General features: G+C 39.8%; 20 protein-coding genes. 11 read left to right on the plus strand and 9 right to left on the minus strand.

The window, feature by feature from the left end:
* Nucleotides 1-2: 2 nt before the first annotated feature.
* A complete protein-coding gene (locus ACVWYN_RS03145) occupies nucleotides 3-1,349 on the plus strand; it encodes a DUF58 domain-containing protein (protein WP_457287366.1) in 1,347 nt (448 codons plus the stop codon).
* On the opposite strand, the gene ACVWYN_RS03150 is transcribed toward ACVWYN_RS03145, so the two are convergent.
* A complete protein-coding gene (locus tag ACVWYN_RS03150) occupies nucleotides 1,346-2,773 on the minus strand; it encodes an L-serine ammonia-lyase (protein WP_457287367.1) in 1,428 nt (475 codons plus the stop codon). The two genes, ACVWYN_RS03145 and ACVWYN_RS03150, sit on opposite strands and share 4 nt — an antisense overlap.
* 448 nt (nucleotides 2,774-3,221) lie before the next feature.
* Here ACVWYN_RS03150 and ACVWYN_RS03155 point away from each other — a divergent pair, with 448 nt between their 5' ends.
* Nucleotides 3,222-3,755, plus strand: a complete 534-nt coding sequence (locus tag ACVWYN_RS03155) for a hypothetical protein (RefSeq protein WP_457287368.1) — start codon at nucleotides 3,222-3,224, stop codon at nucleotides 3,753-3,755.
* 74 nt (nucleotides 3,756-3,829) lie between these two features.
* Nucleotides 3,830-4,015, plus strand: coding sequence for a DUF6266 family protein (locus ACVWYN_RS03160; RefSeq protein WP_457287658.1), 186 nt, complete (start codon nucleotides 3,830-3,832; stop codon nucleotides 4,013-4,015).
* 69 nt (nucleotides 4,016-4,084) lie between these two features.
* On the opposite strand, the gene ACVWYN_RS03165 is transcribed toward ACVWYN_RS03160, so the two are convergent.
* The 8 genes from ACVWYN_RS03165 to miaB all read right to left on the minus strand — a co-directional run bounded on the left by ACVWYN_RS03165 (nucleotide 4,085) and on the right by miaB (nucleotide 11,944).
* A complete protein-coding gene (locus ACVWYN_RS03165; protein WP_457287369.1) occupies nucleotides 4,085-4,714 on the minus strand; it encodes a hypothetical protein in 630 nt (209 codons plus the stop codon).
* A 266-nt stretch (nucleotides 4,715-4,980) separates the two neighbouring features.
* A complete protein-coding gene (gene groL, locus ACVWYN_RS03170) occupies nucleotides 4,981-6,621 on the minus strand; it encodes a chaperonin GroEL (RefSeq protein ID WP_457287370.1) in 1,641 nt (546 codons plus the stop codon).
* Nucleotides 6,622-6,665: 44 nt separating this feature from the next.
* Complete coding sequence (locus ACVWYN_RS03175) at nucleotides 6,666-6,959, minus strand: co-chaperone GroES (RefSeq protein WP_457287371.1); 294 nt, start codon at nucleotides 6,957-6,959, stop codon at nucleotides 6,666-6,668.
* Between the two features lie 220 nt (nucleotides 6,960-7,179).
* Nucleotides 7,180-7,533 carry a preprotein translocase subunit SecG gene (gene secG / locus ACVWYN_RS03180; protein ID WP_457287372.1) on the minus strand — a complete coding sequence of 118 codons (354 nt, stop codon included), beginning with the start codon at nucleotides 7,531-7,533 and terminating at the stop codon, nucleotides 7,180-7,182.
* 16 nt (nucleotides 7,534-7,549) lie between these two features.
* The gene (locus ACVWYN_RS03185) at nucleotides 7,550-8,731 is read right to left on the minus strand and encodes a hypothetical protein (RefSeq protein ID WP_457287373.1); all 1,182 of its coding nucleotides are present in this window, start codon (nucleotides 8,729-8,731) and stop codon (nucleotides 7,550-7,552) included.
* On the minus strand, nucleotides 8,725-9,228 hold the full coding sequence (locus ACVWYN_RS03190) for an LptE family protein (protein ID WP_457287374.1): 504 nt from the start codon (nucleotides 9,226-9,228) through the stop codon (nucleotides 8,725-8,727). The genes ACVWYN_RS03185 and ACVWYN_RS03190 overlap by 7 nt, the downstream gene beginning before the upstream one ends.
* Nucleotides 9,229-9,230: 2 nt before the next feature.
* On the minus strand, nucleotides 9,231-10,466 hold the full coding sequence (locus ACVWYN_RS03195; RefSeq protein WP_457287375.1) for a sigma-54 interaction domain-containing protein: 1,236 nt from the start codon (nucleotides 10,464-10,466) through the stop codon (nucleotides 9,231-9,233).
* A gap of 47 nt (nucleotides 10,467-10,513) precedes the next feature.
* Complete coding sequence (miaB, locus tag ACVWYN_RS03200; protein ID WP_457287376.1) at nucleotides 10,514-11,944, minus strand: tRNA (N6-isopentenyl adenosine(37)-C2)-methylthiotransferase MiaB; 1,431 nt, start codon at nucleotides 11,942-11,944, stop codon at nucleotides 10,514-10,516.
* Between the two features lie 449 nt (nucleotides 11,945-12,393).
* Here miaB and ACVWYN_RS03205 point away from each other — a divergent pair, with 449 nt between their 5' ends.
* The 8 genes from ACVWYN_RS03205 to ACVWYN_RS03240 are packed head-to-tail and all read left to right on the plus strand — an operon-like array spanning nucleotide 12,394 to nucleotide 20,333.
* Nucleotides 12,394-13,194 (plus strand): TIGR04325 family methyltransferase, encoded by an 801-nt coding sequence (locus ACVWYN_RS03205; RefSeq protein ID WP_457287377.1) that lies wholly within the window; start codon nucleotides 12,394-12,396, stop codon nucleotides 13,192-13,194.
* The gene (locus ACVWYN_RS03210) at nucleotides 13,187-14,194 is read left to right on the plus strand and encodes a glycosyl transferase (protein ID WP_457287378.1); all 1,008 of its coding nucleotides are present in this window, start codon (nucleotides 13,187-13,189) and stop codon (nucleotides 14,192-14,194) included. Before ACVWYN_RS03205 ends, ACVWYN_RS03210 begins: the two co-directional genes overlap by 8 nt.
* Nucleotides 14,178-14,558 (plus strand): sugar 3,4-ketoisomerase, encoded by a 381-nt coding sequence (locus ACVWYN_RS03215; protein ID WP_457287379.1) that lies wholly within the window; start codon nucleotides 14,178-14,180, stop codon nucleotides 14,556-14,558. The genes ACVWYN_RS03210 and ACVWYN_RS03215 overlap by 17 nt, the downstream gene beginning before the upstream one ends.
* A complete protein-coding gene (locus ACVWYN_RS03220) occupies nucleotides 14,555-15,637 on the plus strand; it encodes a DegT/DnrJ/EryC1/StrS family aminotransferase (protein WP_457287380.1) in 1,083 nt (360 codons plus the stop codon). Before ACVWYN_RS03215 ends, ACVWYN_RS03220 begins: the two co-directional genes overlap by 4 nt.
* Before the next feature lie 56 nt (nucleotides 15,638-15,693).
* Complete coding sequence (locus ACVWYN_RS03225; protein ID WP_457287381.1) at nucleotides 15,694-16,167, plus strand: CHRD domain-containing protein; 474 nt, start codon at nucleotides 15,694-15,696, stop codon at nucleotides 16,165-16,167.
* Nucleotides 16,168-16,173: 6 nt separating this feature from the next.
* Nucleotides 16,174-16,791 (plus strand): RNA polymerase sigma factor, encoded by a 618-nt coding sequence (locus ACVWYN_RS03230; RefSeq protein ID WP_457287382.1) that lies wholly within the window; start codon nucleotides 16,174-16,176, stop codon nucleotides 16,789-16,791.
* 10 nt (nucleotides 16,792-16,801) lie between these two features.
* Complete coding sequence (locus ACVWYN_RS03235) at nucleotides 16,802-17,797, plus strand: FecR family protein (RefSeq protein WP_457287383.1); 996 nt, start codon at nucleotides 16,802-16,804, stop codon at nucleotides 17,795-17,797.
* A complete protein-coding gene (locus tag ACVWYN_RS03240) occupies nucleotides 17,778-20,333 on the plus strand; it encodes a TonB-dependent receptor domain-containing protein (protein WP_457287384.1) in 2,556 nt (851 codons plus the stop codon). The genes ACVWYN_RS03235 and ACVWYN_RS03240 overlap by 20 nt, the downstream gene beginning before the upstream one ends.

Below are 20,333 nucleotides of genomic sequence, written 5' to 3' on the forward strand. Positions count from 1 at the left end.
CATTGAAAAGGCTCTTTCATAAATATTATACACAACTGTTTGTAGGCAAACGATTTTTTGCAGGCATGACGATCTGTGCCTGTTTTTTCCTGACTTCCTTTTTCCTGCCATGGCTGGGCGACCTTCCATACCTTTTATTTTTTATCCTGGTTGGGTTATCGGTTGTAGACTTTATCCTGCTATACAGGGGCAGGCGTCACGTTTTCCTGCGAAGAGATTTGCCAGAGCGACTGAGCAATGGCGATGAAAATGAGTTACATATTTATGTAGAGAATTTCTATCCCTTCTCCATACATGCAGGAATTATTGATGAAATTCCTTTCCAGTTTCAAAAGCGCGATCTCCTGTTCCAGGTTTCTTTAAAGCAGGCTACCCATAAAAATATCAGCTATACGCTCAGGCCAACCAAGCGCGGCGAATACCTGTTTGGCAAAGTAAGGCTCTATGTGCAATCCCCGCTACAAATTTTAACCCGCAGGTTTGATTTCTGTCAGGAAGAAATGGTGGCTGTTTATCCTTCCTTTCTGCAGTTAAGGAAATACGAGCTGATGGCAGTCTCCAATCGGTTAACCGAAATGGGGATTAAAAAGATCAGGCGGATTGGCCACAGCATGGAGTTTGATCAGGTAAAAAATTATGTACAGGGTAACGATTACCGCACCGTAAACTGGAAAGCTACCGCCAGAAAAGGCGAGTTGATGGTAAACTCCTATACCGATGAGCGCGCGCAACATGTGTACTGTATCATCGACAAATCGCGCGTGATGAAAATGCCATTTGAAGGGCTTAGCCTTTTAGATTATGCCATCAACGCCAGTCTGGTGTTGTCTAATGTCGCATTGCTGAAGGAAGATAAAGCCGGTTTAATAACCATAGCAGAAAAGGTAGGGAGTATCGTGCCGGCCGATCGCAGGCCTGCACACCTGGGCAAAATCATGTCGGTCTTGTATAAAGAAAAGACCAGATACCTGGAAACCAATATGGAGGCACTTTACAGCGGTGTGCGGAGTGTGATGAAGCAGCGCAGTCTGGTTATCTTCTTCACTAATTTTGAAAGCATGACTGCCTTAACCCGGCAGCTGCCCTATTTAAAACGCATTGCGAAGCACCATTTGCTGCTGCTCGTTTTTTTCGAGAATACCGAACTGAAAGCCATTAGCGAAAAGGCGGCAAGTGATGTAGAAGGCATCTACATTAAAACCATTGCAGAGAAATTTGCTTACGAGAAAAAGCTAATGGTAATGGAGTTGGCAAAACATGGCATACTCAGCATCCTTACTGCGCCAGAAAAACTAACCGTTAACGTAGTAAACCGATATCTTGCCATCAAAGCACAACAAAAGATCTAGCACTCCGGCAAGCTGATGGGGATGTTAGTCGCCAAGCCCCCGTCTGATGTTTCCTTATACTTGGAGTTCATGTCCAAGGCAGTTTCCCACATGGTATGTACCACTGCATCCAGGCTCACCTTTGCTTTATCAGGATTACTTTGCAAAGCCAGCTGACTGGCAGTAATGGCCTTAATCGCACCCATGGTATTCCTTTCAATACAAGGGATTTGTACCAGGCCACCAATTGGATCACAAGTTAAGCCCAGGTGATGCTCCATGGCTATCTCTGCGGCCATTAACACTTGTCGCTGCGAACCACCCATACACTCTGTAAGTGCCGCTGCGGCCATCGCAGAAGAAACCCCAATCTCTGCCTGGCAGCCCCCCATAGCAGCAGAAATGGTGGCCCCTTTTTTAAAGATACTGCCTATTTCAGAAGCACAAGCTATAAATTGGATGACCTTATCCTCTGTAAAACCATCACAAAAAGCAATGAAGTACTGCAATACAGCCGGAATTACACCAGCCGCACCATTAGTGGGCGCAGTAACTACCCGTCCAAAAGAGGCATTCTCCTCATTTACGGCAAGGGCGAAACAACTTACCCAATCTAAAATATAATTGAACCCATTACCACCAGCCCTGATGGCTGCTATCCAACTTGCATAGTCGCTATAGGGTTTATCGCCAATTAACCGTTTATTCAGCGCAGCTGCCCTTCTGCCAACATTTAGACCACCCGGCAAAAAGCCAGCGGTATGGCAGCCACGATAGGTACAGTCTTTCATTACTTCAAAATGCTGCAGAATACCTGTCTTTGTTGCCGCTTCCGTTCTCCAGGCCAGTTCATTTTCCAATACCACTTCAGATACCTTTAAACCCGTACTCAGGCACCAGTGTAACAAATCAGCTGCTTTCTCAATAGGAAAGGGCAGGTCTACCTGTTCTTTCTCGTTGCCGCTTTCGCCCTCCTTTACTACAAAACCTCCACCAATAGAATAGTAAGTTTCAGAGAAGGCTTTACCGGTTTCCAGGAAAGCCTGGAAGGTTACCGCGTTGGGGTGGAAGGGCAAGCTTTCAAAAAACAAGAAAGCGAGATCTTCCTCGTAATTAAAAGGAATTGATTTGCTGCCGGAAAGGTTAAGCAGCTTATCATTTTTGATGGCATCAATAGTAGGGTCTATCGCATTCACATCAAAAGTTACCGGATCAGCGCCAGTTAGTCCGAGTAATATGGCTACATCCGTTCCATGCCCCTTGCCGGTCTTGGCCAGTGAACCATATAGCAAAATTTTAACCTGCACTACCCCATTCAATAAATCCTTATCCAATAGAGAAGCAGTAAATTGCTGTGCCGCCCGCCATGGACCCAAGGTATGTGAACTGGACGGCCCGATGCCGATCTTAAAAATATCGAATACTGAGATTTGTTCCCGCTGCATACACAAAGCTAGTTAATAAGGGACAGGTTCTCCACTAAAACCTTACAAAGACCATACTTCTACCATATTTCTACACAAAACAATTACTTTTGGTGTAGAAGTACGGTCTTTGTATCGAAGAAGTACCGAAGGAGTTATTAAGTAAGTAGGGTGTTGTGGGGGGTGGAGTTGCTACCTTTGATTGGACACTTATATGGAGTGAAACCGAGCAGGAGCTTGCACGACTAAGATAAGAGTTGCATGATATACAGATGGAGCGCGACATATTAAAAGAGGCTTTGAAAGAATCCATTTACTAACTATATTCGAGCGCTAAGGTATCAACAATCACTAATCCAAACACAATGAGAAAGTTTGAAGGAGTTAAACTAAACGCCTCTAATAATATCCAACCATCTACAGGGCCGATCGGCGATACTCCTTGTAATCCTTAACCATAAATTACGTTATGAAAAATATATTATTCAGTTTATTGGTGTTATTAATATGCCAAACTGTTGAAGCGCAAAAAGTAGTGTCAACCGAGGCAATAAGTTTTTCTGTTCCGGTACAAGCTGTAGATATTTCATTGGATGATTCTAATTCGCTAAAAACACTTGGTAAATATTCGGTGATTTCAGGGGCGACGAGTCGAAAAATAAAATTAATGAAGATTGGCAACATGGTTTTACAGACTAAGGTGTCGAATTTTGATAATACGCCAAATTACTTGGAAGATCTTCGCAAGTCCCAATTTTATGACGCAAAGCTTCTTGCTAAATCAAAGTATATTATTTCTGACATTAAGTCAGTTAATAATATTAAATATTTCTTTGTCGAGTACGAGTTAGAAGATGACCCCATTGTCCATATGATATATTGGGGAATCGACAGTTCTAAAACAAAGCTTTTGACGACGGTAGCGGAGTTTCCGAAAACGTCAAAGGCAGCGAATCGGGTCATATTCACAAATTTTGTAAACCAAGTTAGGTTCAAGAATTGAATTGTTAGTCCTTAATTTTTTATCATGTTTTTCTTTAATGGATAGCAATTACAAACCTATACTCTCTTTTTATTATCTACAATCCTGAAAAGGCTAAGTTTGTAACCTTTAAAGATTTTACCAATCGGGAAGTGGGTGAGGTGAATCTTAACTTACCCAATAGCTTTGCCGGCAATACGGTGCATTGCTGGATGCAGTATGTAGACCAAACCGGAACTGCAGTAAGTACAACGGCCTATTTGGGTGAAGTAGTAGTTTAAAATTTAAGCCGTCTTGATTGAATTCAGGACGGCTTTGTTTAATTCCTGCTGGATAGCAATCCGGAATTGCTACCCGCCAATCATTCTAAACATATTATAGGCGAAGATGATTGAAGTATTGAAGTCATCTATAACAAAGTTGTCCCACGAGATTTTTACTTCCGCGTAAATTCTGCTCAAATCTGCTCCTTGTTCCAAATAGTCTTCTTCTAAGGCTGCCCGATCCAGATCGCCGATTAGTAAATTTTTTACATAATTATCCCTTAAGCGATCATTTGAGTCCATGAATTTTGATCTCAAATCGTAAATATAGATCTGATAATCTGTTTGACTAAATAAGTTTAAGGCAACAATGTTAATATACCTAGGTTCATCCAATTCAATAAATTTATTTAAATAATCAATCAGCTTAGCCAACGATGCTCCAGAAACATAATCATCATCCTCCTCGAAATATTTATCTGTTGTCAAGTCCGGTTCAATTAAGCCTTCAACACCGTCAACACATGCATTTAGATAATCTTTAATCGCTTTTTCTTTAGCATCATAATCTTCTTTGGAAACTTCAATAAGGGCCCTCGTTTCTATAGTTTTTTCCAAAGAATAAAAGAAATCTGTGGCCATTGCATCACCCCAGTCTACGGGACGGTCTTTGATCCAGGCGATATAGGTATTTAGTGGGTTTTCAATAAACAGCATAAAATGAATTTTTAATTTAAAGCGTCTTTTACTGGTAAATAGTGAAGAGTTTTGACACTCCGTTTAACTATTTGAGATCATACAAAGTATCTTTAATAGTTATTGTCACCAAATATTTTCCACTGCAATTTTAATTAATTTATTGAACTTGACACTACTTTTTAGCATAAAATATTTTGAAATAGCGCGATTAATGCCATAAAATTTGAAAATAAAAAAACCCGCTGTTAAGGCGGGTTCTTTTTATGTTGATTGAACTATATGATTTACATCATTCCGCCCATACCACCACCGCCCATTGGAGGCATACCACCACCGGCAGGAGCATCTTCTGGATCGTCAGCCAATACAACTTCTGTTGTTAACAACATAGCTGCAATAGAAGCTGCGTTTTCCAAAGCTACACGACCTACTTTAGTTGGATCGATAACTCCGGCAGCAATTAGATTCTCATATACATCGGTACGCGCATTGTAACCAAAGTCGCCTTTACCTTCTTTTACTTTTTGAACTACGATTGAACCTTCAATACCTGCATTTTGACAGATTTGACGTAATGGTTCCTCAATCGCGCGACGAATGATTTGAATACCTGTAGTTTCATCATCATTTATACCTTTCATGCCTTCTAAAGCTTCAATTGCACGGATGAAAGCAACACCACCACCAGCAACGATACCTTCTTCAACAGCCGCACGGGTTGCATGTAAAGCATCATCAACACGGTCTTTCTTCTCTTTCATTTCAACTTCAGAAGCTGCACCAACATAAAGAACAGCAACACCGCCAGCTAATTTAGCCAAACGCTCTTGTAGTTTTTCTTTATCGTAATCAGATGTAGTGGTCTCAATTTGAGCTTTGATCTGGTTAACACGAGCTTTGATGTCTTCAGAAACACCAGCACCGTTAATGATTGTTGTATTGTCTTTGTCAACTAAAACTTTCTCAGCAGTACCTAAATAGCTAAGGTCAGCGTTCTCTAGTTTAAATCCTCTTTCTTCAGAAATAACAGTACCGCCAGTTAAGATAGCAATATCTTCAAGCATTGCTTTTCTTCTGTCTCCAAAACCCGGAGCTTTAACAGCAACAACTTTTAATGAACCACGGATCTTGTTAACTACCAAAGTAGCCAATGCTTCACCGTCAAGATCTTCTGCAATGATTAACAATGGCTTGCCTGTTTGAACTTGTTTTTCCAACACAGGAAGCAATTCTTTCATATTGCTGATCTTTTTATCATAGATCAAAATGTAAGGGTTTTCTAATTCCGCTTCCATTTTATCAGCATTGGTTACAAAGTATGGAGATAAGTATCCACGGTCAAATTGCATACCTTCTACTGTTTTTACTTCAGTTTCAGTACCTTTTGCTTCTTCAACAGTAATTACACCATCTTTACCAACTTTACCCATTGCTTCAGCAATCAAAGCACCAATAACTTCGTCATTGTTTGCAGAGATAGATGCAACTTGTTTGATTTTGTTGTTGTCTTCACCAACAGTTTGAGATTGTGATCTCAGGTTTTCAACAATGGCAGTAACTGCTTTATCTATACCACGTTTCAAGTCCATTGGATTTGCACCAGCAGCAACGTTTTTAATACCAGCAGTAACAATTGCCTGTGCCAATACAGTTGCAGTTGTTGTTCCGTCACCTGCGATATCTGCAGTTTTAGAAGCAACTTCTTTCACCATTTGTGCACCCATATTTTCAATTGGGTCTTTCAACTCAATTTCTTTTGCAACAGTAACACCATCTTTGGTAATTGATGGAGAACCGAATTTCTTGTCGATAATTACATTACGGCCTTTAGGGCCTAATGTTACTTTAACTGCATTGGCCAAAATATCAACACCTCTTTTCAGGGCGTCACGGGCTTCTACGTTATACTTTACTTGTTTTGCCATTTTATTTTTTTTATTCTAGTTTTTAATAATGAGGATGACAGCGATTAAAGAGTTCCTAAGATGTCAGAATCTCTCATAATTAAATATTCTTTGCCTTCAACGGTAATTTCAGTACCACCGTATTTGCTGTAAAGAACCTGATCGCCAACTTTTACGCTAAGCGGAATCACATTTCCTGTCTGATCTGCAAATTTACCGGGTCCAACAGCAACAACGATTCCTTGTTGAGGTTTCTCTTTAGCGGTATCTGGAATGTATAGTCCGGATGCTGTTCTTTCTTCTGCAGCAGCAGCTTCAACAACTACTCTGTCTGCATTAGGTTTAAAGTTTAAAGCCATAACTTGTTATAATTTTTATTTTAGTTTATATGTAAAAGTAAATTAATTACGCAGGTAATAATACAACAGTTTTTATGCCAATGCACTGTAGCTTGACAAATTTACACGGCATTGTCAGCTAATGCTTTAGGAGCATCAGTTTTAGTGTCAGAGTGGCAGAAACACAAAAGCCCGGATGTATTAAAACAACCGGGCTCTTAAATTCTTTTAGGGCTTTGCCTTATTTTTTTGCAGTATCTGTGCTTAAAGCAGGCTTATTAGCCGGAGCAGCTTGTTGTCCGCCACCTAAAATAGAAGGAGCAGGAGTTTTGTCCAGCTGTTCCTGAATTTTAGATCCTGAACCAGCAGCAGCACCACCAGTTTTAGCCATTGTAGTAATGGATAAAGTGATTACTACAACAAGGCCCAATAATACCCATGTTCCTTTTTCCAAAACATCGCCGGTACGTTGTACGCCAAACATATTGCTGCCGGAACCACCAGTAGACAGACCACCACCTTTTGGGTTTTGTATCAAAACAAATAATCCCAGGGCAATGCAGATAATGATGAGTAGAATAATTAAAAACAGCATAGTGAGTTATATAATATTAAATTTTCTTTTCTATAGATTTAACAAGGTCGGCAAAGTAACGGCTTTTTTCTGGAAACTTCAAACTTAATTTATGATAAGTCTCTATGGCCTTGTCGTAAAGCATTTGTTCTATGTAGATCTTGGCCAATGTTTCTGTAACCATGTCATTCTTGTCTTCCGCACTTTTTCTTGCCTTATTCTCGTTGTTGATCTCTTCTGCCTTCAGCACCCTGATTTGGTGATCACCTTTGATAAATTTCTCAATGATCTCGCTTCCCTTGTTCGGTGTTTTTGTTGGTAGGGGTGCGGCCACAAGTTCTTCCGCATTAAACGGCGTCTGGATGTGAAAGATGTGTTCTACATATTGCTGTTGCAGCTCACTTGGTTTGCTGTTTTGAGGTAATGCTTCCGGCTCGCCCAATCTTGCTTCCTTAGGAGATGCATAGGGCTGAAATATCTGCTGATGTTCCTTCCTGGTTTTAGCCAGCCACCATAAAAATGTAAAAGGCAGTTTGTCATCGTCATACTTGCTTACAACCTGATCCTCGTTCCCAACTATGCCACCCTCCATGGTATCAGCTTCCATTGATTCCTGATCTTCTATTTCTGGAACAGTTTCTACCTTAAAGTTATCCTGAAAAGCAAAAAAGTCTGTAGCTACAATATTCTCCAATACCAGGTCTTGCTCCAGTTTTTCCTCTTCATGTTTCAATATAGCTGGTTCTTCTACCTCTGCAGAGAAAGCTTCACTATAAAATTCGCTAATCTCTTCAAAAATTTCATCGTCTGCAGTTTCTTCCACAGGAGTGGGAGCAGACTGATAATGGTTAACATCAACCTCAGCTATTTCTTCAAATACTTCGTCTTCCGATACTACCTCATCAATTCCCGCTTCATCTATTGCTACCGGTTCAGCGTTAGCGATAACTTTTGCGTAATTAAACTGAGTATCCAGCAAATATTCCGGCTCATATAGTAAGTTATGCAGCAACTGCCCATTGGTATATAATGCAGCAGAAGCCAGTGTATCATTTTCTTCTGTACTGCCAAGCGAAGCTTTAGCCAACAATAGCCTAAGGGGTTGAAAATACGGATAACGTACAACATAGCTTTTTAATAAAGCCACATCATCCGCAGCAACCGTTTCGGGGGCGACTAAAAATTCATTGATCCGGTTTGTTTCAGCGCTGTTTACCATTGTGCAAATGCCCGGTTAAAGATATCCTCTGTTAATTGTGCCGTTACATCTTTGATCAGGGCTGGCTCCTGTGCTTGTAAACTACCTGCCAGTTTAAAGTCTTTAAAGCGTTCAAATGATTCCTCATAGCTTTGTTTAGGATTCAGGTTGTTTACATATTTAACGCTTATCCTGATGGTAAGCCTATTTGCACCCGCCAAAGATTGCCTGTTGTTATTGTCCTGTAATGCCACTGGTCTAATGTCGTAACCTACAATATTGCCAGAAAACGTGGCTTCCGGATCATTGGTAGTAATGCTCAAACGGGTTTGGTTTCTGATCCTCGTTTTCAGCTCTTCTGTAAACTGAGAGCTTAAGGATGCCACTACCAGCGGTGCGTTGTTTTCGAAAACGGTTACGTTAACTGTTTTCATATTGGGCGGAATAGATTCTCCTTTGAAAGAGATCTTACATCCACTGATGACTAAAAAAACAATAACGATATACAGATTCTTCATCACTAGTTCAGGTTAAGTTCTTTTATTTTCCTATAAAGCGTACGTTCAGATATGCCCAATTCCTGTGCAGCAAACTTACGTTTTCCTTTATGTTTTTTTAAAGCCTTTTTAATCAAATCTGATTCCTTATCTATCAGTGATAAAGATTCTTCCACTTCTTCTGCCTCATGAGCGTAATTGTAATCAACCGGCCCCTGTGTAGGCTTCTTGATGGTAAGCTGGGTAGAATGGTCGTTATTCCCCGTCTGGTCCACTTCCTGGTAAAGCTGGTTAATGTAATGCGTATTGTCTGCCATTACATGTGAAGTATTCCCGCCATTCTGAATGATCTCTGCAACCAATTTCTTAAGTTCCATCATATCCTTCTTCATGTCAAACAGCACCTTATACAAGATATCACGTTCTGAATAGTCTTCCTTATTACTGCCGTTAATCGCCATTGGAAGGTTGCTTCCGCTTTCATTTGGGATATAATTCAACAGTGCTGCTCCGGTAACATTGCGGTCTTTTTCCAGCACACAAATTTGCTCGGCAATATTTTTTAACTGTCTTACATTTCCAGGCCAGCTGTAATTGCTCAATATCTTTATCGCATCGGGCTCCAGTTGTATACCCGGACTGCGGTATTTATCGCTAAAATCGGCAGAGAATTTTCTAAACAGCAGGTAAATGTCTTCTTTACGCTCATGTAAGGCTGGAATTCTTAAGGGCACGGTATTTAATCTGTAATATAGATCTTCCCTAAACTTACCAGATTTTACACGGTCGTACACATCCACATTCGTAGCTGCAATAATTCTTACATCTGTTTTTTGAACTTTAGATGAGCCTACCCTCAGGTATTCGCCGCTTTCCAAAATTCGCAATAAGCGGGCCTGTGTACCAAGTGGCAGCTCCGCAACCTCGTCTAAAAATATTGTACCGCCATTGGCCACTTCAAAGTATCCTTTGCGGGCTTCATGCGCACCGGTAAAAGAGCCTTTCTCGTGACCGAATAGTTCTGAGTCTATTGTTCCTTCTGGTATAGCGCCACAGTTTACCGCAATGAATGCACCATGCTTACGTGCACTCATCTGGTGTATAATGTGCGAGAAAACTTCTTTACCACTACCGCTTTCGCCACCAATTAAAACAGACATGTCTGTTGGCGATACCTGTCTGGCTATGTCTATTGCCCGGTTTAATAATGGAGAGCTTCCAATTATTCCAAAGCGGTTTTTTATATCTTGTACGTCCATTTATTTAATAGCTATTACCAAATGGCGACGAATAAGTCGCCTCAATTTTAACTGACAACCGTTCCCAGCAAAGTAGCCGATGTACACCTGTCAATATAAACATTTACATATTCCCCAGCCTTCACACCTGCTGTTAATGGGAAAACTACCATTGCATTCTGGTCGTTCCTGCCACAAAAGTCCTGATCAGATTTTTTGGAGGTTCCTTCTACCAGAATTCTCATTGTTTTACCTACAAACTGCTGCAACCTGTGTAAAGATGTTTGTTGTTGTTTCAAAAGGATTTCTGCAAGTCTGCGTTTTTTAACTTCCTGCGGAATATCATCTGCCAGCTTACGCGCAGCCAATGTACCCGGTCGTTCAGAGTAGCTAAAGGTAAAGGCAAAATCATACCCTACATAATCCATCATACTTAAAGTTTCCTGGTGATCTTCTTCTGTCTCCGTGCAGAATCCTGCAATAATATCAGAAGATATTGCGCATCCTGGAATGATTTGTCTGATGGCGTCTACCCTGTTAATGTACCATTCTCTGGTATAAGTACGGTTCATTAATTCCAATACCCTACTGCTGCCAGACTGAACCGGCAGGTGGATATAGTTGCAAATGTTATCATGTTTTGCAATGGTATACAACACTTCGTCTGTAATGTCTTTAGGATGAGAAGTAGAGAATCTAACCCTTAAATCCGGACCAATCATCGCTACTTTTTCCAACAATTGTGCAAAGTTGACCTCAGTCTCTGCTTCCTCTACAGCATCCTTACCTTTCCATTTGTAAGAATCCACATTTTGGCCCAGCAAAGTCACCTCTTTATAACCACGCTCAAAAAGATCTTGCGCCTCTGCTAATATAGAATAAGGATCGCGGCTGCGTTCTCTGCCTCTGGTAAAAGGAACCACGCAGAACGAGCACATGTTATCACAACCTCTCATAATAGAGATGAAAGCTGTAATGCCATTACCGCTTAAACGTACCGGACTAATGTCTGCATAGGTTTCCTCCCGGGAAAGCAATACATTGATTGCTTTTTGCCCGCTTTCTACTTCACTCAATAGCTGAGGTAATTCCCGGTAGGCATCAGGACCAACCACTACATCTACCAACTTCTCTTCTTCTAAGAATTTAGATTTTAGTCGCTCAGCCATGCAGCCCAAAACACCAACTATCAATTTCGGATTGCGGCGTTTCTCTACCCCAAATTGCGACAAGCGGTTTCTAACCCTTTGTTCTGCATTTTCTCTAATAGAACAGGTGTTGATGAAAACTACATCGGCTTCTTTGTAGTTGCCCGTAGTTTCAAATCCCTGATCTAGCAAAATGGAAGCAACAATTTCACTATCAGCAAAATTCATCTGGCAACCATAGCTCTCAATATACAATTTGCGACCGTTACGTACCAATGGTGCATCAATAACCAAAGCCTCACCCTGGCGCTCTTCATCATGTTTCTTATCGGCTAATTGTAGGTCAATCATATCTTGTAATGGTGTATGTGGGGTTCAAAAATACAAAAATATATTTATAAATGACAAATTGGCAGTAGTCGCTGTACTGTAAAATTTCATAATTTAAACAAAATGCTAAATGTAAAACAACTACGCTCTGTTTTAATTGTAATTTCGTCTGCTATGTCAGCACCCGCTGTGGGCACTCCTTTTGACTGAGCCCACAGTGACCCCACAGTCAGCCCACAGTGAGTCCACATTTTACCAGGAAAAATGTGGACTCACTGTGGTTTTATAATCCAATCAAGGTGAGTTCAGGTAAAGGAGGTGTGTACCAAGTCTTAGTCCGGTATGCTATATCAGCACATCCGTGGAAAGGATCGGTTTGCTTAAAATAAAATTCTTTTAATTTTTATTCTATCTCATATAGGACTTTTTGATTATCCCATTGTCTTGTATATACAATTAGGGATATTTAAATGTTCAACGCATTGTTTTCAAAGAATAAAGATAATCTATACGGATGGTTTGGCAACTACGCTAGCTGGGAAAAGGCCAGTGCAGTTGCAGGCGGGTACGATGCGTCAAATATTTTAGAAAGAACGAAAGATTCCATGTTAAAGATTAAAAATGGAGAAGCAGTTTACGAACGTGATTCTGTAATTTTTGATAAAAAACAATGTCCTTATGCTTTGCTAGCGTTCTTGCAACTTAGCGCAACATTAAAGAAAAAGGCGCTACATATATTAGATTTTGGCGGTGCTCTTGGAAGCACCTACTACCAGATAAAAGAATTTTTAACCAAAGAGATTTGTGCCAGCTGGAATGTGGTAGAGCAGGCACATTACGTAGTTTGTGGAAATGAACATTTTGCAGATGAGACCCTGAAATTTTATCCTACTATTGAAGCCTGCCAGGCAGAAAAGAAAATAGATTTTGTTTTGCTTTCTGGTGTAGTGCAGTATTTAGAAAAGCCACATCAATTCCTAAAACAATTGTTATCCTACGGTTTTGATTTTCTGTTGTTTGACAGGACTGCTTTTAACAATAAACCAGACGACCGCCTAACATTGCAGGTTGTTCCGCCTGAAATATATGCTGCATCTTATCCTTCCTGGTTTTTTAATCAGGAGTTCTTTTTAAGTCATTTTGAAAAATTTTATAAAATAGTTGCTGAGTTTCCTTCCTACGTGCAGGGTGAGGAGGTCATGTATATTGACGGTAAGCCAGCTGGCTGCGATAAAGGTTTTTACTTAATTAATTTATCTCTACATGCTTAAATTTTGTACGCTATTTAACTCCACCTATTTGTCGCGCGGGTTAGCCATGTACCGCTCGCTTGAAAAACAGTGCAATGATTTTCACCTATACATCATCGCGTTTGACGACCATTGTTTTGATCTGCTTAGCCGCTTAGGACTAGAGAGTGCGACCATTATCAGTTTAAAAGAATTTGAAAATAAAAGACTTCTTGAAGTAAAGAAAGGCAGAACAGCAGCTGAGTATTGCTGGACTTGCGCTTCATCAAGCATAAAATATTGTTTAGAAAAATACAAATTAGACCACTGCACTTATGTAGATGCAGACCTTTTGTTTTTCAAAAATCCTTCAGTTTTGATTGAAGAGATGGGCGAAAAATCTGTATTGATCACAGAACACAGGTATACACCTTGCTATGATCAATCAGTAAAAAGTGGATTATATTGTGTGCAATTCATGACATTTAAGAATACCTGGGGGGGTATGGAAGTGCTGAACTGGTGGGTGGACGCCTGTTTGAACTGGTGTTTTAACAGGGTTGAAGATGGTAAATTTGGAGATCAAAAATACCTTGACGACTGGACCACCAGGTTTAGTGCTATCCAAGTGCTGCAACATCTGGGGGGTGGCGTTGCCCCCTGGAATGTTCAGCAATATGCTTTCAAAACAAAAGGCGATTTGGTAGTTGGAACAGAAACCGCTTCGGGTAAAAAGTTCGATCTGGTTTTTTACCATTACCATGATTTTCATTACACTTCGAATGATAGCTACAGTCTTTCCAGCCAATCTTACACACTGTCTAGGAATCCTGTTAAGCACATTTACAGACCATACAGCGTTGCACTTTCAGAAGCAGAAAAAGTGATTAATGCTTACAATAAAGAAATTGTCTCGCATGAGGTAACCAACGATATACAATGGGTACATAAAGTCCCCGGAAGATCTGTATTGTTTTTCCTTCGAGGTTATTATAAAAATATTTACAAAAAAAATGCACTGAACTATGGCTTCCTTAGTTAATCTTAAAACTTTTACAGACAATAGAGGAAACCTTACTGTAATTGAAAAGGTAGTTCCTTTTGACATCAAGCGTATTTTTTACATCTACGGTGTGGATAATTCTGAGCGCGGTGGCCACAGGCATTATGAAACCCGGCAGGCGGCGATATGTATTCGCGGGAATTGTACCATATACAATGACAACGGTGATGAAGAAAGTTCTGTATTGCTGGACAGTCCGGATAAATGTTTGATTATTGAGCCCGAAGACTGGCATACGATGCACAGTTTTAGTGAAGATGCGATCCTGATGGTTTTGGCATCCGAGTATTTTGAAGCGGCCGATTACATACATACACCTTATCAGATTAAGTGTGCGATATGATAGAGTACGAAAATCTTTTTTTGCTGAATGAGCCTTTTATGGAAAGTTACCGGGAAAGTTTTTCCGATAGTCTGAGTAAAGGGTGGTTCATTCTGGGAAATAAGGTAAGTACTTTTGAAACAGAATTTGCTGATTACTGTGGAAGTAAATATGGAGCTGGTGTGGCTTCTGGGTTAGATGCTTTAGTGCTTGCGTTGAAGTATTTTGAATTTCCGGAGGGATCAGAAGTGATCGTTCCATCAAACACCTACATCGCTACCATTTTGGCTATTTATAATAACGGGCTGGTACCAGTTATGGTAGAGCCTGATTTGGATACCTATAACATTGACCCGGCCAAGATTGAGGAAAAAATTACCTCGCAGACGAGGGCAATTATGGTTGTGCATTTATATGGAAAATCCTGCGATATGCATCCGGTAATGGATTTGGCATTAAAATACAACCTTAAAGTTGTAGAAGATTGCGCTCAATCTCATGGTGCCACTTACAAAGGTAAAAAAACAGGTACTTTTGGTGATTTTGGTGCTTTTAGTTTTTATCCCACCAAAAATCTTGGTGCCCTTGGTGATGGTGGTGCTTTGTTGTCTAATGATTTTGATGCCATCACTAAAATTAAAGCATTGCGCAACTACGGTTGCCAAGAAAAATATTATAACAATTACATCGGGATGAACTCCCGGTTAGACGAAATACAAGCTGGTTTTTTGTCTGTTAAATTGATGCATCTTGACGCCATCAATGCACACAAAAAGAAGCTGGCTAAATTATATCAGGATGGGTTAAAGGAAGATTTCACACTTCCACAAGTACATCCTGATTATGATGATGTTTACCATATCTACGCAATCAGACATCCTAAAAGAGATAAATTGAGGGCATACTTACTGGAAAATAACATACGTACAGAGATTCATTACCCGGTTCCACCACACCGTCAAAACGCATTAAAGAACAGGCTAAAAGGAGCCTTCCCAGTTTCAGATCTAATCCATCAAACTACATTAAGTCTGCCGGTATCTTATTACCATACCGAAGCACAAGTTGAGCAGGTAATTGAAAGAATGAATGCCTTTTAGGGGTTGTTTATAATCTATTAGAAATTAGTATTTTAGGCCCTGGATAAAATACTAAAATGAAGAGGAGTAAAATTAAAGGATTTGTGTGGCTGATTGCCACATTTATACTGTTCTTTTTGGGATCGTGTGAGAAAGAGCTGAGTGTTGATTCGGCTAAAGTTAAACCCCCGATAAGGTCATATCTTATAACAGCAAGGGCTGATAAAAAAGGTACAAATAGCAATTCTGCCGGTACTGCAGTATTGAAAGGTTTGTATAGTGAAGAAACAAAACAGCTGAGTTATACCATTGAGTATAGTGATATTGAACCTAAGCTGATAACTTTAAGAAGTGGAACCAAGGGAAGTGTGGGTACATTTATTAAAGAGTTATATAATAATGAAAAGGGCAAGTTGGTTCTTATAAAAGGATCATTTTTACTAACTCCGCTCCAGGAACGGAATATGTTTAAAGGATTATGGTTTATAACAGTTAGCACCCCGGCGATTTCGCCTGAAATATCCGGAATCCTCACTTATAAACAACAATAGGAGGATATGGCTGATCAGGAATTGTTAAAAAACCAGGAAGATCCCGGACTATTAGAAGCGCTGGCAAGTGGCGATAAAAAATGGTTTGAGGCTTTCTATAAAAAGTATTATAAACAGCTGTTTACCCTAGCTTACAGATATGTGAACCGGGCAGAAACAGCAGAAGAAATTGTACATGATGTGTTTATCAATATTTGGAATAAGGCAGGTCAATTGAATATACAGGTATCTATGAAAAGTTATTTGTTTCGTTCTGTAGTAAACTCTTCTTTAAACTATATAAAGAAGGAAAAAGCGGATGCTGAAAAGCAATCTGCTTACCTGGTTGTTCACCATCCGGACCAAACAGATGAGGTTGATGAACATGTTGATGCTGATGAACAATTGTTAAAGGGTTTGGAAGAAGCCCTGGCTTTATTGCCCGAAAAGTGTAAGCAGGTCATGTACCTGAGCCGCTTTGGTAAATTGAAGCAACAGGAAATAGCCGATCAAATGGATATTTCTGTTAAGACGGTTAAAAACCATTTAACCTATGGCTTTAAGAAGCTAAGGGAACATTTGGAAAAACATAAACAACAACTAACAGCAGTGTTGCTGTTGGTATTAAATTTTATAACGCATTAATCTCCATAATATGAATAAGTTTCATAAAAACGAAGAATTGATTTTCGAATTGATCATTGATGATCTTGACAGTACCATTTCACAGGAAGATAAAAAGATCCTTGAAGAGTGGAGAGAAGCAGATGTGGAAAATGAAAAGACCTATCAGGAATTTTTGAATGTACAGTTTAGCATCGACAAGTTGTGCAGTGTACATCGCGATGCAGATGCCTCATGGAATGTTTTAAGTGATAAACTTCAAGGTGATGTAACAATTAATGAACCTTTAGTTAGAAAGATCAACTTCGGAATGATTACTAAAATAGCTGCGGTGTTTTTAGTGATGCTATCTGTAGGCTATTATTTTTTAAATCAAGGTAAATACGCAACAATTAGCATCCCGGAAAATGCATCGGTAACCAGAATTGTACTTCCAGATGAGACCATCCTTAACTTAAATGCAGGGACTAAGATCAGGTACAATAAAGAGAACTTTAATGCAGACAGGAAACTGGAAATATTGAGTGGAGAAGCTTTTATACAAGTTGTTAAACATGAAGGTGTACAATTTGAAGTAGTAGCCGGTGCTATTGAAGCTCAGGATATTGGTACAAGTTTTAATGTACTTAAGCACAATGATGATGTTTCTGTTGTTGTAGAAGAAGGTATTGTAGCCCTTAAGCAACAGGGTACTGATCGCCAGCTGATTCTTACGGCGGGTAAAATTGGGTCTTATAATGCAAATACAAAAACATTGATAATGGCTGAAAATGCTAATCCTAACTTTAAAGCCTGGGTCAATAAAAACTTTACTTTTGAAGAGATGCCTTTACATGCGGTGGCCCAAGAGCTGGAAAAAGTGTATCAGGTACCGGTTGTGGTGAAAGGCCGCATGTTAAATAACAGAAAATTCACAGTTGCCAATCTGCATTATCAAACAATTGATAGTGCATTAGCGGTTATTTCTGCATCTTTGCAGTTCAAAGTAATCAAAGATAGCGGCACTTATGTTTTATCCGATAATTAAACACTTATGTTTTTTTATTGCGCTCTTATTAACACTAAACGGAACGGATACTTTTGCGCAAGCGAAAATTCCGCTCAACACTCCCTTAAGCATTACTTTAGCACCGGATTCTTTGATCCGAACGTTAATAAAACTGGAACAACGTACAGGCGTTAACTTTGCTTTTGATCCGGATCAGCTGCGTACTAAAAGATCTGCCGGCTTTCATTTTGTCCAGACTCCATTGGAAGCTGTGCTGAAAAGAATTCTTTTTGGTTCTGGTTTAAGCTTCACGCTTATTGGGAAAGACATTGTTGTTGCACCTAAAAAGGTTCAGTTGTTCAGTATAAATGGGCGCGTGAGGGATCTGATAAATGGGGAAGAGGTTATTGGCGCCACATTGCAGATACCCGAGTTACAGGTTGGTGTTGTTACCAACCAGTATGGGTTCTATTCTATATCGGTTCCTGAAGGGAATTATAAATTAACAATATCCCATACCGGATATCAAATAGAAGAAATTCTTTTACATCTTGATCACGACATACAACAGGAAGTTGAACTTACACCAATAACCCATAAACTGGAGGAAGTTGTAATCAGCAAATCTACCCTTACACCGAATCCCATTTTAAAGAATGAACAAAACTTTACCGTAAAGCAACTGAACGGGGCACCTTATTATTTGGGGGAGACAGACGTACTGAAGCGCCTACAAATGCAAAACGGGATAAAATCTACCACAGAGGGCAGTTCTGGTTTATTTGTGCGTGGTGGAAATGCAGATCAGAACCTGATCTTGCTGGATGAAGCAATCATTTATAATCCTTCGCATTTATACGGTTTGGTTTCTGTATTTAATCCAGACGCGGTTAATAACATACAAGTGTATCGGGATTACATGCCTGCAAATTATGGCGGGCGCTTATCGTCTGTAATTGTTAACCGGATGACGGAGGGTAATAGTAAAGAATACCACGTTAGCGGCGGGGTAAACCTACTCTCTGCCAGAATAGCCGTAGAGGGGCCATTGGTTAGGGAAAAGGGATCTTTTATAGTTGCCTACCGCCGCAGTTTACTTGATGTTTTTCAAAGTAAGTTCAAGCTTTTTAGTCCGCGTTCTGTTTATTACGACATCAATGCCAAGGCCAACTATAAAGTAGATAAGGACAATAGTTTGTTTTATTCGCTTTACTATGGTAAGGACCATCTGCTCTCCGATAATTCGTATTCCAATAACTGGGGAAACTTCACCTCTACCTTAAGATGGAACCATCTGTTTAACTCCAGGGTGTTCCTGAATGTATCTGCTGTATATAGCAATTATAATAATCTCCTGGATTTGAATGCGGATACACTATCACAGAAAAGTCAGTGGCGTACTGCCGTAAAGGACCTTACCTTAAAAGCGGATTATACGTATTATAGGAGTCCAACCAATCAAATCAAGTTTGGGGCTTCAGGTACTTATCACCGTTTTATGCCCGGTGAATCCTATAAACAGCAGGAGTTGGAATACAATATTTCAAGAGATAAATCTGCAGAGCTGGCTTTGTATTATTCCCAGCAAATTAATTTGAGTAAGTGGTATGAATTAAATTATGGAATTCGGCTTGGTGGGTTTTACAACGTACAAGAAAATAGAAATACTTACGACCAATTAGGAAACCAGGTTAAGAGTAATGAAACATCAGTATTTGTAAACCCTGAGCCGAGATTGAATTTAAGCTACCTGCCTTCAGACAATCAACGTATTTTTTTAAGTTACAACCTTAACTATCAATATTTACAATTGATACAGAATAGTAGTCTTTCATTTTCATCTCTGGAGCCCTGGGTGCCGGCATCCAGAAAGATTAAGCCTCAGCGCTCCCACCACATATCTCTTGGATATCGGTTTGCACCAAGCCGCTATGCTTTTTCTGTGAGTGCTTATGGGAAAAGACTAGATAACCAGCCCGAGCTTTTAGGGCATGCGCAGATCATTAGAAATCCTGATGTAAGAAGTCAGATCAGGTCTGGCAGCTCTGATGCTTACGGAGTTGAAGTTGAAATAAACAAAACGTTGGGAAAGTTTGTAGGCTCTTTGGCCTATAATTATGCAAGGGTTTTCCGCAAGATTCCCGATATCAATTATGGCAATAAATTTATTGCGAATTATGACATCCCACAAGAGGTAAAGTTGAATCTGGATTATGCAGTTAACGAAAAGCTATCCTTCCAAACCTTCTTTACCTATGCTAGCGGAAGACCACTTACTTTGCCGGTTGGGTATTATGAGCATGATGGTTTAAATGTTCCTATATTTGAAGGAAGAAATACTAATAGGTTTCCTGATTTTAGCAGGCTTGATGTTTCTGCAAAATATAAGTTTTTAACAGCGCTCTCCAGGAAACGTGTTTTAGACCATGTAGTCTCTGTTGGTATTTATAACGTATATAATCAGAAGAACCCATTATATTACCATTTAAATTCATCATCATTTGAACCTAAAAAGAGTACAGTGGAGTATGGTTTTGGATTATATCCCTGGGTTGCGTATAGCTTTAAGTTATAA

The organism is Pedobacter sp. UYP24 (genome assembly GCF_054057295.1).

Bases quoted from the DNA above. Each gene is read 5' to 3' on its own strand.
- ACVWYN_RS03150 (WP_457287367.1), bottom strand. From the start codon at position 2,773: ATGCAGCGGGAACAAATCTCAGTATTCGATATTTTTAAGATCGGCATC.
- ACVWYN_RS03155 (WP_457287368.1), top strand. From the start codon at position 3,222: ATGAAAAATATATTATTCAGTTTATTGGTGTTATTAATATGCCAAACT.
- ACVWYN_RS03165 (WP_457287369.1), bottom strand. From the start codon at position 4,714: ATGCTGTTTATTGAAAACCCACTAAATACCTATATCGCCTGGATCAAA.
- groL (WP_457287370.1), bottom strand. From the start codon at position 6,621: ATGGCAAAACAAGTAAAGTATAACGTAGAAGCCCGTGACGCCCTGAAA.
- ACVWYN_RS03175 (WP_457287371.1), bottom strand. From the start codon at position 6,959: ATGGCTTTAAACTTTAAACCTAATGCAGACAGAGTAGTTGTTGAAGCT.
- secG (WP_457287372.1), bottom strand. From the start codon at position 7,533: ATGCTGTTTTTAATTATTCTACTCATCATTATCTGCATTGCCCTGGGA.
- ACVWYN_RS03185 (WP_457287373.1), bottom strand. From the start codon at position 8,731: ATGGTAAACAGCGCTGAAACAAACCGGATCAATGAATTTTTAGTCGCC.
- ACVWYN_RS03190 (WP_457287374.1), bottom strand. From the start codon at position 9,228: ATGAAGAATCTGTATATCGTTATTGTTTTTTTAGTCATCAGTGGATGT.
- ACVWYN_RS03195 (WP_457287375.1), bottom strand. From the start codon at position 10,466: ATGGACGTACAAGATATAAAAAACCGCTTTGGAATAATTGGAAGCTCT.
- miaB (WP_457287376.1), bottom strand. From the start codon at position 11,944: ATGATTGACCTACAATTAGCCGATAAGAAACATGATGAAGAGCGCCAG.
- ACVWYN_RS03205 (WP_457287377.1), top strand. From the start codon at position 12,394: ATGTTCAACGCATTGTTTTCAAAGAATAAAGATAATCTATACGGATGG.
- ACVWYN_RS03210 (WP_457287378.1), top strand. From the start codon at position 13,187: ATGCTTAAATTTTGTACGCTATTTAACTCCACCTATTTGTCGCGCGGG.
- ACVWYN_RS03215 (WP_457287379.1), top strand. From the start codon at position 14,178: ATGGCTTCCTTAGTTAATCTTAAAACTTTTACAGACAATAGAGGAAAC.
- ACVWYN_RS03220 (WP_457287380.1), top strand. From the start codon at position 14,555: ATGATAGAGTACGAAAATCTTTTTTTGCTGAATGAGCCTTTTATGGAA.
- ACVWYN_RS03225 (WP_457287381.1), top strand. From the start codon at position 15,694: ATGAAGAGGAGTAAAATTAAAGGATTTGTGTGGCTGATTGCCACATTT.
- ACVWYN_RS03230 (WP_457287382.1), top strand. From the start codon at position 16,174: ATGGCTGATCAGGAATTGTTAAAAAACCAGGAAGATCCCGGACTATTA.
- ACVWYN_RS03235 (WP_457287383.1), top strand. From the start codon at position 16,802: ATGAATAAGTTTCATAAAAACGAAGAATTGATTTTCGAATTGATCATT.
- ACVWYN_RS03240 (WP_457287384.1), top strand. From the start codon at position 17,778: ATGTTTTATCCGATAATTAAACACTTATGTTTTTTTATTGCGCTCTTA.